Here is a 13,399-nt window from a genome sequence, read left to right as displayed (position 1 = left end):
AAACATAATAAAATTACTAAATTTACATTATTAATTTAATGATATTAAACGTAACAATTTGAAAACCAGTTCTAACAATTTATTAGTCATAGAAGACAACCTATATATTAGAGAGAAAATAGCTAAAGAAGCAAAAAAAATTGTTAGTATAAATGATATTTTTGTTACAGAAACATTAGAACAAGCTTTTACTCACCTAAATCAAAATAATTTTGAAATTATAACACTAGATTTAAGTTTACCTGATGGTAGTGGTTTAGAAGTTTTAAGATGGCTTAAAAAGAATAAGACAGAGAAAAAAGTATTTGTTTTTTCTACAAGTACAGAGCTCAAAAGAATTTGTTTAAGATATGGAGCAACGGCATTTTTTGACAAATCTGAAGGTTTTGACGATTTGATTGATACAATCAAATATGCCTAAGCCTATTTCTTTTTTTCTTTAAAAGAGAACAGTAAATTATTTTAATTGTTATAACACTCTTCAAAAAATATTGAGATCTTTACACAAACTCACAATCTAAAAATCTCATCAATCAATGTTTTAAGAATGCCTTTCTAAAACATGAAACTTAATGTATAGACTATTGTCATAAAAATGTACATTTACTTTGCTCATTTAATAAAAACACATTATTACCCATCTATTTTAAGATAAAACAACATAATCTGATTAAACCAAAAAATACAGAAGATGTTACAATACACAATAAATAGACATCTTCAAATTCATTTATAAAACACTACTTACACTAGTGAAATGATAAAATTAATTTTCTACTGTAAAACACCTATAAAATATCAAAACGATACAAGAAGACACAACCTACGTAACTTGTTTTAATTTATATAGTTGATGTATTACCTATGTTAGTGAATAAACTTTAAATTATAGTTTCTTTAGGCATTCTATTTTAAAGTAAATAGTTATTTGTTATTTACTAAATAAAAAAGTATCTAAAAACACTGCTATAAATTACAAAATTAGTTTTAGCTAATAAAAGCAAGATTTACTTATTATAAGATAGAATTGGTCTTATTAGATAGATGAACTAAATAGAGAACGGTTTGATTTATAACGTAGAATCTACAGGGAGTTAACTATATGATTTAATAAAAAAATGATACTACTAAAATCAATTTTATATAGCTTTTCATCATGTATTATTAACTCTATAAAAACAGATTTTTGTTACATTAGATGTAACAAAAACTCATAAGTAGAATACTTCGCTCAACAAAAAAGAGCTAAATGTCGGGGGGTTTTGACAATTTAGCTCTTAAAATAATTAGTAGAGGGTTTTCTTACAAACCAAACTTAACCCCTACAAAACCACTAATCACAAATTCTTGAGAATTATAAAGTGTTTTTAGGTCGTTTCTTTGTGTAAGTTGATGAGAGCAAATTAGCTTGACACGTTCGCTAATTTTATAAGTCAATTCACCACTTAAACTAAAACTGTAAAAACCTTCACTTTCTCTATATATTTTTCCAAAGTCTAAATAAGCACCTCCACCAAATTTTCCACAAAGTTTATTTACCACATAACCCGTACCTAAGGCATAGCGTTGAAAATTTCTACCCTTTAAATCTGCATATTCTACAGACAAATAAGCTGGTATATGGTTCTTTTTTAAATTAAATACAGGAACTTCTAATCTGGAAAGAACGTTAAAAGTAATAGGATCATTTCCTTTTTCATCTCCTACTGTTAGAAGTCTTAGGTCTTGTTGTATAGATATTTCAACTTTGTTTTGAGCATTAAAAGTAAGGGCGCTCAATATGGTTATTATAAATAATAGTTTTTTCATGATGGAGGAATATTTTGTTATGATTTTTAAAAACTAAAGTCATTCCAAACAACCCTACTTTTAAAAAACTTATGCTATGTAATAAATTTTATGTTGGAGGTTAATCACTATTGAAGTATACTCATTTTACCAGTCCATGTTCTTCCTCCTAAAGTAGATTGATAAAAAACCTTACCTCTTCTTATTTTTAAGATTTTCATTTTTAATTCAGTTCCCTTTCTAAAAGGAAAATTAGGTAAGTTAGAAAATTGGATTGTCATGATACACTCTTCATTAGAAATCCATCTTACTTTAGATTTAATAAAGTATTTTTTATTTTCAAAATATTCTGTGTGTTCACCATCTTTGAAACTTACCAAAACATCATTTCCGTTATATTTGTATGTATAGTGAGTTTCATCTATTAATGGTATAATCTCTTCATTAACTTTTTCATAATTACTAATGTTATTCATATTTGACATTGCTAGGTCTTGAGCGTTAATTGAAAAGTTTAAAATTAAGACTAACGAAATTTGGAGGAAATTTTTCATAATAAATGTTTTTTAATTAATTAATAATTTTTACACTACAAACATATACCAGATATCCTTTCTGCTCAATAGGCATTTTTCTTATTCTTTATAAAATGCTAGATATTTTTAATATAGAAACGGCAAAAAAACATAGAAAAATAAATTTAATACGCTCACGTACAATGTTTTATTGTTAAAATCATAATTTAAATGAACATTTATAAAAATTTTTAAATAGTAAAAGACTTTAAGGGGTTATTGGTATTAAAATAAAATTTATAACTTAGATTTCTCATAAAATGCTTACGGCGATATAATTACAAATGCAGCCAATTCAAAAAGTAGAAAAATTTTTACCAGAAATTAATAAAGTGTACTTTATAAAAAGTCATACGCTTATTCATATTCTTTCTGGAAAAGGAAGCATACAAGTAGATTTTAAGAACTATTTTGATTGGCAAGAAAAAGCAATATTTCTAGAAAAAGGACAGTATATCAAATTTTTGTCAGATAATTTTATCGTTAGAAGAATTGAATTCTCTAATGAAGATAAGTTTTACGATAATAATGTAAGAGTGCTATTTAAACATCTAATTTCTTTAGGTTACATAGATTTATTAGAATGTGAAGAGTGTAATACTTTTCTTTCTGAAACAACATTAACTAATAATTCTGCTGACATCATAGACATTTCTTCTAAACAATGGTTTTGGCAAAATCCTTTTAAAGCTAACAAAGAAGAGTATCAGGTTATTTTTGACACAAAAGATATTATTGATAAAGAGTACTCTAACAATTTAACAAGCGATGATTTAGTAAACTTAATTAACGATAGAGGCTACAATGCTCAGGCATTAATTAAAGATAAAATTGGTTTATCTGTTAAGAATTTAATGACTTCTAAAAAACTGCAAGAAAGCCAAAAACAAATTGCATTTACAGACAAAAGTATTCAAGAGATAGCTTACGATCTTGGATACAAAGATGATGCGTATTTTAACAGAGTTTTTAAAAACACTAACGGACAAACCCCAAAGCAGTTTAGAAATAATTTTGATTATAAAAACAGAGATTTATTTTCACAAGACATTCTAAACCTGCTTCAAAAACACCATACTCAAGAAAGATCTCTTGATTTTTATGCTAACAAAATGAACCTTTCTATTAAAGCATTGTCTAACAAAGTTAGAGCTAAAATGAATACTTCTATAGGGCAACTTATACGCCTAGAGCTAATCAACTCTGCTAAATTAATGATTTTAGAAGGGCAATCGATTGTCTCAATTTCAAGACAATTAGGGTTTGAAGAACCAAATCACTTTTCAAGATTCTTTAAACATTATTCAAAATTGACCCCAACAGAATTTAAACAAAAAAAGTACAATTCTTAGTACTTTTCTTGTAGCCTTTACAACTCTGTTCTTCCCCATCTTTGTGATGTCAAAACTACAAAAGGTATACGTATTCAGTTAACTAATTAAACTTTGCATTCAAATTTCTATTAGTAACTACTGTGCTTTTTACATAAAATAACTCTAAAATATATACAAATGAATAAATCATATTACATAAGTGAAGCAATAACACTTGCACATCAATGCTTAGAAGATAAATTAAGAACTCCTTTTGGTTGTGTTATTGTTTATAATGATAAAATAGTAGGTAAAGGTAAAGCCTCTACTAGAATAAAAAATGATCCAACAGCACACGCGGAAATAGAAGCAATACGAGATGCCTCTCAAAATTTAAAAAGTACTAATTTGAGTGGTTGTACTCTTTTTACAAGTAGCGAACCCTGTTCTATGTGCTTATCTGCAATACATTGGTCTCAAATAAAAATGGTCTACTATTCGTGTTCAAGAAAAGATGTATTTGATTTTGGATTACCTGATGCATTTGAGTTGGTTGAAAAAAGAAAAAATGTTAATAAAAGTGATTTTAAAAAGTTTGAAATGGTTCAGATTAAAAACGATAAAGCAACTCAAGTATTTAAAGACTGGTTATTAAAACAAAAAATACAATAAATAAAAAGTACAATTCTTAGTCCTTTTTTGGTAGCATCTTAACTTTAATTCTGTCTCATCTTTGCAGTATAATAATCAAAAAAAAACATCAATTAAAAACAACAAGAATGAAAATTTTAGTAAAAACATCAATTTTAGGATTAGCATTAATAGTAAGTTCAATAGTATTTGCTCAAGACAATAAAGCAAATAACATAGACAATAGTAACATTGCGTTACAGGGTTATAGTCCAGTATCGTATTTAGATTTAGGGTTAGCACAAATTGGAAACAAGAACTTTAAATCAGAATACAATAAAGTATACTATTACTTTACTTCTGCAGCACAAAAAACAACTTTTGATAAAAACCCCGCTAAGTATATGCCAGAATTTGGTGGTTTTTGTGCCTTTGGAATATATGCTGGTGCAAAATTTAGAGTAGACCCAAATAAATTTATCGTGGAAGACGGCAAGTATTATTTGTATTTAAACAATGTAGAACTTGATGCTAAACAATTGTGGTTGGCTGAAAACAACCATAACAAATTGAAAAAAGTAGCCGATAAAAACTGGGAGAAATTAAGTAAAACACACAATTAATAAATAAACAGATAATAACAATCAAATAAAACTAGTAATTATGAAATTTATAACAAAAAGAATTCACGCATTTTTAGATTACCCTGTAGCAATAGCACTAATAACATTACCTTTTTTACTAGGGCTAGGAGACTCAAACCCGTTAGCACTGCAACTATCTGTTGCAACAGGAATAGCAGCATTTATTTTAACAATACTAACAGATCATCATTTAGGGATTATTAAAGTGTTATCCTATAAATTACATTTAACGATAGACTTTTTAGTAGCAATAGTATTCATTATTGCCCCTTTTGTCTTTTCTTTTCAAGGTGTAGATGCTTATTATTATTGGATTAATGGAATTGCAGTTTTAGCTGTAGTTAGTTTACATAAATCTGAGTTATCAGTATAAACATCACTCAAAAGAACCTTTACAAATAGATTTTAAATTATAGAGCAGTTGATTTTTTGTATAAAATTAATTGCTCTTTTATGATAATACTATTCATTTTTATCGCCATTTGTAAAGTGAGTTTGCATTTAAAAAGCAAAAAACCAGATTGTTAATTAACAATCTGGTTTTTGTCTTGAGTTTTGTAGCGGGAACTGGACTCGAACCAGTGACCTTCGGGTTATGAGCCCGACGAGCTACCTACTGCTCTATCCCGCGATTTGGACTGCAAATATACAACACAAAGAAAGTATATTCCAAATTTTATTTCATTTATTTTTTTATCATCTTAAATTATAGTCGCGTCCCAAAACAAACTATATTTGTATTATGATTCATAAAGCTGGTTTTGTTAACATTATTGGTAACCCTAACGTGGGTAAATCTACATTGATGAATGCTTTGGTGGGCGAAAAATTATCTATTATTACTCCTAAAGCACAAACAACAAGACACCGTATTTTAGGTATCGTTAATCATGAAGAATACCAAATTGTATTTTCAGACACACCTGGAATTATAAAACCTGCTTATGAATTACAAGCTTCTATGATGGATTTTGTAAAATCTGCTTTAGATGATGCAGACGTTCTTATTTATATGGTAGAAGTTGGAGAAACCGCTTTAAAAAATGAAGCTTTCTTTACTAAAATAATCAATAGTAAAATTCCTGTAATTTTATTATTAAATAAGATTGATAAGTCTACTAAAGAAGAAGTTGATAAAAAAATTGTCTATTGGCGAGAAAAAGTACCCAACTCTTTTGTTTATGTCATTTCTGCCCTAGAACGTTTTAATGTAGAATCTGTTTTTTATAAAATTATCGAACTTCTTCCAGAAGCTCCTCCTTTTTATCCTAAAGATCAATTAACAGATAAACCAGAACGTTTTTTTGTTAATGAAAAAATTCGTGAAAAAATTTTAACGCACTATAAAAAAGAAATTCCATACTCTGTAGAAGTAGAAACAGAAAGTTTTATAGAAGAAGAAAATATTGTGAGAATTCGATCTATTATCATGGTAGAAAGAGACACTCAAAAAGGGATTATTATCGGGCATAAAGGCTCTGCTATAAAGCGAGTTGGAGCAGAAGCTAGAAAAGATTTAGAACGTTTTTTTCAGAAAAAAGTTTTTATTGAGTTGTATGTTAAAGTAAATAAAAACTGGAGAAGCGATAAAAATCAACTAAAACGATTTGGGTATAATCAAAAATAGTTTCAGATAAATTTTACTTTTTAAGTATATTTCTTAAAAATTCATGTAGTTTTTCCATTTTTTTCTTGCTTACACTCTTACTTAGTTTTACTGCAAAGAATAGCAATAGAAAAAACACACTTTCTTCTATACTAAATTCCACAAATACCATTGTATTTTAATAAGCTTTAATTATTTACATCTATTTTTCTAAGTTTTCTTAAAACCTTAATTAAAAATTAATGATAACCTGTTATAGGTTTTAATGAAACTTTGTCAATTCTAGTCAATTCTAGGAGTGAAATTTGTATCTAGAATAAAAATTTTAGCTTCCCTAGTAGTCCTTTATACAATTTTTTTATCAATAAATTACGCTAACTAATATTTTTAAACTATTGTTAAATCGTAATGCACAAGGGGTAATCACACCATCTTTTTTTTGATACATAAGTTGCTATTGTTACTCATATTATACTTTCTTAAACTGTTAGAATTAACAATTATTTATCATGTAGTAAATTGTATCTTTGCAAAAAATTTCAATTCAAAATGAATAGCATTGTTGCCATAGTAGGAAGACCTAATGTTGGAAAATCGACACTTTTTAACAGGTTGGTTCAACGTAGAGAAGCCATTGTAGATTCTGTTAGCGGAGTAACCAGAGATAGACATTATGGTAAATCTGACTGGAATGGTAAAGAATTTTCTGTAATAGATACTGGTGGTTATGCTGTAGGGTCTGATGATATTTTTGAAGAAGAAATTAGAAAACAAGTTGCACTAGCTATAGATGAAGCAGATATTATTGTTTTTGTAGTAGATGTTCAAGAAGGTATAACACCTATGGATGATGAAGTTGCTAAAATGCTTAGAAAAGTTAAAAAACCTATTTTTTTAACGGTTAACAAAGTAGACAACGCAATGAGAGCTGCAGATGCTGTAGAATTCTACAATTTAGGTTTAGGAGACTATCACACTATCTCTTCTATTAATGGTAGCGGAACAGGTGATTTGCTTGATGCAATTTCAGAAAAAATGCCAGAACCAGAAGAAGTAGATTTAGAAAAAGAAGAATTGCCAAGATTTGCCGTAGTAGGAAGACCTAATGCTGGTAAATCTTCATTTATAAATGCATTAATTGGAGAAGATAGAAATATCGTAACCAATATTGCAGGTACAACTAGAGATTCTATAGATACCAAATACAATAGATTTGGTTTTGATTTTAATCTGGTAGATACCGCAGGTATCAGAAAAAAATCAAGAGTAAAAGAAGATTTAGAATTTTATTCTGTAATGCGTGCTGTGCGCTCTATAGAATACTCTGATGTTATTATTTTGGTTGTAGATGCTACTCGTGGTTTTGAAGGGCAAGATCAAAATATTTTTTGGTTGGCAGAAAAAAACAGAAAAGGAGTTGTTATTTTAATTAATAAGTGGGACTTGGTTGAAAAAGAAACCAATACGATGCGAGATTTTGAAGCCGCAGTTCGTAAACAAATAGAACCCTTTACAGATGTGCCCATCGTATTTATTTCTGCGCTAACAAAGCAGCGTTTATTTAAAGCCATAGAGACTGCTGTTGAGGTTTTTGAAAATAGAAAAAACAGAATTCCTACCAGTAAATTTAATGACACCATGTTAGAAGTGGTAAAAAGCTATCCGCCTCCTGCAACTAAAGGTAAGTTTGTCAAAATAAAATATTGTATGCAATTGCCTACGCCAACACCACAATTTGCATTTTTCTGTAATCTACCTCAGTATGTAAAAGATCCTTACAAGCGTTTTGTAGAAAATAAACTAAGAGAAATTTACAACTTTACAGGTATACCTATTACCATTTATTTTAGACAAAAATAAGTAGTAAAAAAAAAAATTGTAACTTTAGTTTGTATAAAGCGTCTAAAATAGTAAGCCATTTTTAACTTTTTGAGCAATGAAAATAATTCAATCTAACAAAATTAAAGAAGTAGAATTACCTCTTCAACTCAATATCTCTTTTAAAAAGGTGTTTGTGTTATTTGAAAAATATGCACACCAAGATTATGCTAATCATCCTTTTCATGGTTCAGCTAAAAAAATGTTAGATTTATTTAATGAAAATCCAGAATTAAATGAAGGATTTTCAGATTATAGCTTACTAGAAACTTACAAAGAACAAATAGATTTACTGTTAGACCCATTGTTTCCAGAACCATTAAGGTCAAATGAAATTAAAGCTGTATGTCTTCCTTTTTCTTTCACCTCTTTTAAATTTTCAGATAGGTTTGAAAATATCATAAACAATGCTGGTGATAATTATGAATTCAGTGTCCGTAATTTTGAAGATGACAGTATGTACGTTATGGCATGTACATTTATTTTAGGTTTTGTTTACGGGTTTAATATAGATATAAAAAGACCTTTTTATTTTGATATTCCTGATCAAACATCAGGAACAATGAAATACTACAGAGCAGCTTTTAACGGTGATTTCTCTGAAATAACACCTACAAAAAACGCTCCTAAATTAACACAAGAAGACTTTAAAGAGTTGTTAAACAACTTTGAAAATATAGATTTATGGAAAGAAAAATTTCCTCCAAAAAGCTATATTTTCAAAGGTTTTGGCTTGGTTAATTTATTTGATGTTACGTCTGAAGAAATGCTGTCTGCTATAAAAGCAAATCTTTTGTCTGGAGATGATGATTTAATTTTTAGACTTCAAAACAACTTAAGAGACTTTTATGCCATAAAAGATTTAAAATTAGGTTATTCTATATTTGATAATGTAAACAATAAGGTTTGCGAAACTTCTATAAAAAAATCAAATAGTATCATACTAAATAAACATGTAGAGATTAAGTGTAATGAAGATTATTTTTGTGACGGAATTATGCAAAAGGTTTTTAAAAATCATGAAACCTTTGTTATTTCTGATTTAGAAGAATACGGCAAACACACAGAAAAAAATCCTTTTTATCAAAATTTACATGATTCTGGTATACAAAGTATTATACTAGTACCTATAAAAGCAACTCAAAACGGAGATTTAGCTTTACTTGAACTTGCTTCACCAAGGGCTTACGATTTAAACTCTGTTAATATTAATAAGTTAAAAGATATTATTCCTGTTTTTGAAGCTGCTGTAAAAAGAACATCAGAAGAACGTCAAAATGTTTTAGAAGCTACCATTCAAGAAAACTATACTTCTATTCATAATTCTGTGAAATGGCGTTTTTATGAGGCTGCAGAAAAATATCATTTTGAAAGTCAAGTAAATGATAATGCCAAACTTGATCAAATTATCTTTAAAGATGTGTATCCCTTGTATGGTCAAAGTGATATTAAAGGATCTTCTACAGCTAGAAACATTGCTATTAAAGAAGACTTAACAACACAACTAACACTTGCTATTTCGGTATTAGAAGATGCTTGTAAAACAGAAAAATTACCCATTTACAACGAACTCATGTTTAGAGTTTCTTCTTATTTAAATGATGTTAAAAGTGGTTTAAATGCTGGTGATGAAATAAGTATTTTAGATTTTTTAAATAAAGATATTTATCCTGTTTTTAATCATATTAAAGAAATTAGTAAAAAACATGCTGATAAAGTAGAAGTTTACATGAATCGTTTAGATGACAATTTAAATGTTGTTTACGAACGTAGAAAAGAATATGAAGATAGTGTAACCTTATTAAATGATAAATTAGCACGATTTATAGATAAGAAACAGAAAGTAGCTCAAGAGATGTTTCCTCATTATTTTGAGCGTTACAAAACTGATGGAGTAGAATACAACATGTACATTGGGCAGTCTATAACCAAATCTAAACCTTTTGACAAACTGTATTTATACAACCTACGCTTATGGCAACTTCAAGTAACTTATGAAATGGAAAACGTTGCTTATTTTGAGCGTAAAAATATGAAAAATGAGTTGCGAGTTGCATCACTAATTTTAGTACATAGCAATGCCATGGCTATAAAATTTAGAATGGATGAAAAGCAATTTGATGTAGATGGTGCTTACAACATACGTTATGAAATTATCAAAAAACGAATTGACAAAGCTCATATAAAAGGTACAGAAGAAAGACTTACAGTTCCTGGAAAAATAGCTATTGTTTATTCTCAAGACAAAGATGCTTTAGAATACACCAAGTATATTAATTATTTACAGTCTAAAAAACAATTAGGAAAACTAGAATACTTAGAACTTGAAGAGTTACAAGGAGTTTCTGGTCTTAAGGCTTTACGCGTAGAAGTATTGTATAAAAAAGACTTTAAAGAAAATAACAATACATTTTCTTTTGCTGATCTTATTAAAGAAATAGAATCTTAGTAAAGGTTGATAAAAATAGTTTCAATACTTATTAGAAAGAGAAAACCAATACAAACTCTTATTACTAAATAAACGTATTTAATGTTATTAAACTCCTGTTGGTGGAGTTTGATAATAAAAGGAAAGTGCAAAAGAAATTACACTTATTATAATACCAAACATAAAAACGGTATATGTTAACCTTAATAGACTGTATTTTCTATTTAAAACCAATCCTAAAAAATACAAATCTTTTGTAAGAGAACCGTACAAATAATCTCTATCTTTCATCATTTCTTGAATACCCCACTCAAAATCTTCTAATTTCATTTTATGAAAATTACCAAAAAATAAAAGGTTTACTTTTTTATTTGCCACATCCTCTTTGGTAAACTGTCCACTTGTAACATTAGGTCTGGTTGCTAAAACCGACAAAATAATTGATGCCACTGTAAACATTACAAAAACAATAGTAGGTACAAATAAATGTGCATTAGACGGATTATCTAATTTTGGTAATAAGTTGGATAATGCTAAAGAAATAATAATTGCATTTACAGAAAGTAAAATGTTTGCCTTGGTGTCTGCAATATCACTTAATGTAATATGGTTTCTTAACGCTACTCTAAACATTGTTTCTATACCACGTTCAGGAGCTTCTATTTTCTCTTTTTTTAAAACTAAGGCTTCTTGTTTTTGATTAAATTTCTTTAAATCTCCTTTTAAACTTTTAAGGTTTTTAATTAATTTAGATAGGTTCTTTTCTTTTCTTTTTGTCCAATTTTTAAGTGCAAAATCACTTTTAAATCTATGTTGTTGAGATAAGAATTCAATATTACTTTTTACCCAATCTACATCAGAAAATTTTTTAAAACCTGTAAGTTCCCATTCTTTTCTGAGTAAAGATGTAAAATCAAAAAAACTTTTTGAAGCTAAATGTGCGCAATCTGCATCAACAATAATTTTTTCTAAATCATTAGTTACCTCATGCCCCATCTTAGTGGCTAAAATTAACTTAGATATTATATCTATTCTGCTAGCAGGTACTTTTTTCTCTTCTAAAAACTCACTAACAATTTTTACGCTTTCTTGTTCATGATTTTTTGCTCCTTTTATATAACCCGTATCATGAAACCAAGCCGCTATTTCTAAGTTTTCAGTATCCGTTTTTGAAAGTTCTAAACTTTCAGAAATCTCTTTAGTTTTTTCTACTACACGTTGCGTATGTGCTAGATTATGATACACATAATTGGTATTTAACTCGGTGCTTAATAGATTAAAAACAAATTTTTCTGCGTCTACAATTAAAGTACTCATGTAAGATTATTTTATTAACAAATAAGAAGAAACTATAATTAGCTCAAAGTCTTCGAGAATATTCGTCGTAAATTTATGTATTGCTTTCAAGACTTACAAATTAAGCATTATTTGCAAGTTTACAAACGTTTTTACGTCTAAAATAAAAGCATATCAATACAAATTAAAAAAGAAAGGAAATTAACATATGCTTACTTGGAAAGAAGTGATTCACTTCGCAACTAAAGGAAACCCAATTCCTGAAAAGAGAATTGAAAAAACCAATACAGAATGGAAAGCTCTACTAACTCCAGAGCAATTTAGAATTACCAGGCAAAAAGGAACAGAAAGACCACATAGTGGAGCTTTGTGTAGTAGTTATGATGAAGGACAATACAACTGTGTATGTTGTAATACTCCTTTATTTGATTCTACTATAAAATTTAGCTCTGGTACTGGATGGCCAAGTTTTACACAACCCATACAAGAAAACGCAATCAAATACTACAAAGACACTTCTTTTGGTATGGTTAGAGTTGAAGTTTTATGCAACACGTGCGATGCGCATTTGGGTCATGTTTTTCCTGATGGCCCAGAACCAAGTGGTTTACGATATTGCATAAATTCTGAATCTATGGTGTTAGAACAAAAATAACATAATAGCATTTTAAACAAAAAATGAATAAAAATATACAAACTGCTACTCTAGGTGGCGGATGTTTTTGGTGTACAGAAGCTGTATTTCAAGAAGTAAAAGGAATTGAAAAAGTTGTGTCTGGTTATTCTGGTGGTAACGCCCCAGGAAAACCAACATATAGAGAAATTTGCTCTGGATTAACAGGTCATGCAGAAGTAATTCAACTTACTTTTGATGCTGATATGATTTCTTTTGAAGAAATTTTAGTCATTTTTATGACAACACATGACCCTACAACGTTAAACAGACAAGGTGCAGATAGAGGAACCCAGTACCGTTCAGTAATTTTTTATCATAATAAAAATCAAAAAACAATTGCCACAGAGGTTATAAAGCAACTTCAGCAGTATTTTGAAGATAAAATTGTGACCGAAATTAGTCCTTTAGCTATTTTCTATGAAGCTGAACAAGAACATCAAAATTATTATAGAGAAAACGCTCAACAAGGATATTGTAGTTTTGTCATTGCTCCTAAATTGGCGAAATTAAGAAAACTGCATGCAGATAAATTGGTTTAAAAGAGTTCAATTTAGAAAGAATTAAA

General features: G+C 28.5%; 13 protein-coding genes and 1 tRNA gene. 10 read left to right on the top strand and 4 right to left on the bottom strand.

Translation table 11 applies throughout. From position 1 onward, the window contains the following. Nucleotides 1-58: 58 nt before the first annotated feature. Nucleotides 59-421: a response regulator gene (locus DUT90_RS11365; RefSeq protein ID WP_181858195.1), complete on the top strand. Its 363-nt coding sequence runs from the start codon at nt 59-61 to the stop codon at nt 419-421. A gap of 881 nt (nt 422-1,302) precedes the next feature. Here DUT90_RS11365 and DUT90_RS11360 read toward each other — a convergent pair. Further along, entirely contained in the window at nt 1,303-1,809 is a 507-nt protein-coding gene (locus DUT90_RS11360) for a hypothetical protein (protein WP_114427304.1), read from the bottom strand. Between the two features lie 107 nt (nt 1,810-1,916). Further along, nucleotides 1,917-2,342, bottom strand: coding sequence for a hypothetical protein (locus DUT90_RS11355; RefSeq protein ID WP_147266214.1), 426 nt, complete (start codon nt 2,340-2,342; stop codon nt 1,917-1,919). Between the two features lie 305 nt (nt 2,343-2,647). On the opposite strand from DUT90_RS11355, the gene DUT90_RS11350 reads away from it, so the two are divergent. The 4 genes from DUT90_RS11350 to DUT90_RS11335 all read left to right on the top strand — a co-directional run bounded on the left by DUT90_RS11350 (nt 2,648) and on the right by DUT90_RS11335 (nt 5,323). Continuing rightward, nucleotides 2,648-3,715, top strand: a complete 1,068-nt coding sequence (locus DUT90_RS11350; protein ID WP_258848550.1) for an AraC family transcriptional regulator — start codon at nt 2,648-2,650, stop codon at nt 3,713-3,715. Between the two features lie 159 nt (nt 3,716-3,874). Continuing rightward, nucleotides 3,875-4,348, top strand: coding sequence for a nucleoside deaminase (locus tag DUT90_RS11345; RefSeq protein WP_114427302.1), 474 nt, complete (start codon nt 3,875-3,877; stop codon nt 4,346-4,348). Nucleotides 4,349-4,455: 107 nt separating this feature from the next. Beyond that, nucleotides 4,456-4,929, top strand: a complete 474-nt coding sequence (locus DUT90_RS11340) for a YHS domain-containing (seleno)protein (RefSeq protein ID WP_114427301.1) — start codon at nt 4,456-4,458, stop codon at nt 4,927-4,929. A gap of 40 nt (nt 4,930-4,969) precedes the next feature. Beyond that, entirely contained in the window at nt 4,970-5,323 is a 354-nt protein-coding gene (locus DUT90_RS11335; protein WP_114427300.1) for a hypothetical protein, read from the top strand. Between the two features lie 185 nt (nt 5,324-5,508). On the opposite strand, the gene DUT90_RS11330 is transcribed toward DUT90_RS11335, so the two are convergent. Further along, nucleotides 5,509-5,581: transfer RNA gene (locus DUT90_RS11330), tRNA-Met, on the bottom strand. A 111-nt stretch (nt 5,582-5,692) separates the two neighbouring features. On the opposite strand from DUT90_RS11330, the gene era reads away from it, so the two are divergent. From era to DUT90_RS11315, 3 genes are all read left to right on the top strand, one after another. Continuing rightward, complete coding sequence (era, locus tag DUT90_RS11325) at nt 5,693-6,577, top strand: GTPase Era (protein ID WP_114427299.1); 885 nt, start codon at nt 5,693-5,695, stop codon at nt 6,575-6,577. Between the two features lie 528 nt (nt 6,578-7,105). Further along, the gene (der, locus tag DUT90_RS11320) at nt 7,106-8,416 is read left to right on the top strand and encodes a ribosome biogenesis GTPase Der (RefSeq protein WP_114427298.1); all 1,311 of its coding nucleotides are present in this window, start codon (nt 7,106-7,108) and stop codon (nt 8,414-8,416) included. Between the two features lie 76 nt (nt 8,417-8,492). Next, nucleotides 8,493-10,883, top strand: coding sequence for a GAF domain-containing protein (locus tag DUT90_RS11315; protein ID WP_114427297.1), 2,391 nt, complete (start codon nt 8,493-8,495; stop codon nt 10,881-10,883). Nucleotides 10,884-10,970: 87 nt separating this feature from the next. Here the strand turns inward: DUT90_RS11315 and DUT90_RS11310 are convergent, their stop codons facing one another. Next, nucleotides 10,971-12,179: a Pycsar system effector family protein gene (locus DUT90_RS11310; protein WP_114427296.1), complete on the bottom strand. Its 1,209-nt coding sequence runs from the start codon at nt 12,177-12,179 to the stop codon at nt 10,971-10,973. A gap of 187 nt (nt 12,180-12,366) precedes the next feature. On the opposite strand from DUT90_RS11310, the gene msrB reads away from it, so the two are divergent. Together msrB and msrA are read left to right on the top strand one after the other, a co-directional pair. Continuing rightward, nucleotides 12,367-12,813 carry a peptide-methionine (R)-S-oxide reductase MsrB gene (gene msrB, locus DUT90_RS11305; RefSeq protein ID WP_114427295.1) on the top strand — a complete coding sequence of 149 codons (447 nt, stop codon included), beginning with the start codon at nt 12,367-12,369 and terminating at the stop codon, nt 12,811-12,813. Between the two features lie 23 nt (nt 12,814-12,836). Then, nucleotides 12,837-13,373, top strand: coding sequence for a peptide-methionine (S)-S-oxide reductase MsrA (msrA, locus tag DUT90_RS11300; RefSeq protein ID WP_114427294.1), 537 nt, complete (start codon nt 12,837-12,839; stop codon nt 13,371-13,373). The last annotated feature ends 26 nt before the right edge of the window (nt 13,374-13,399 follow it).

The sequence above is a fragment of the Polaribacter sp. WD7 genome, from assembly GCF_003335085.1.
GTDB lineage: Bacteria > Bacteroidota > Bacteroidia > Flavobacteriales > Flavobacteriaceae > Polaribacter.
The sequence above is the reverse complement of the archived record's forward strand: the minus strand, read 5'-3'. Positions and strand labels throughout refer to the sequence as shown.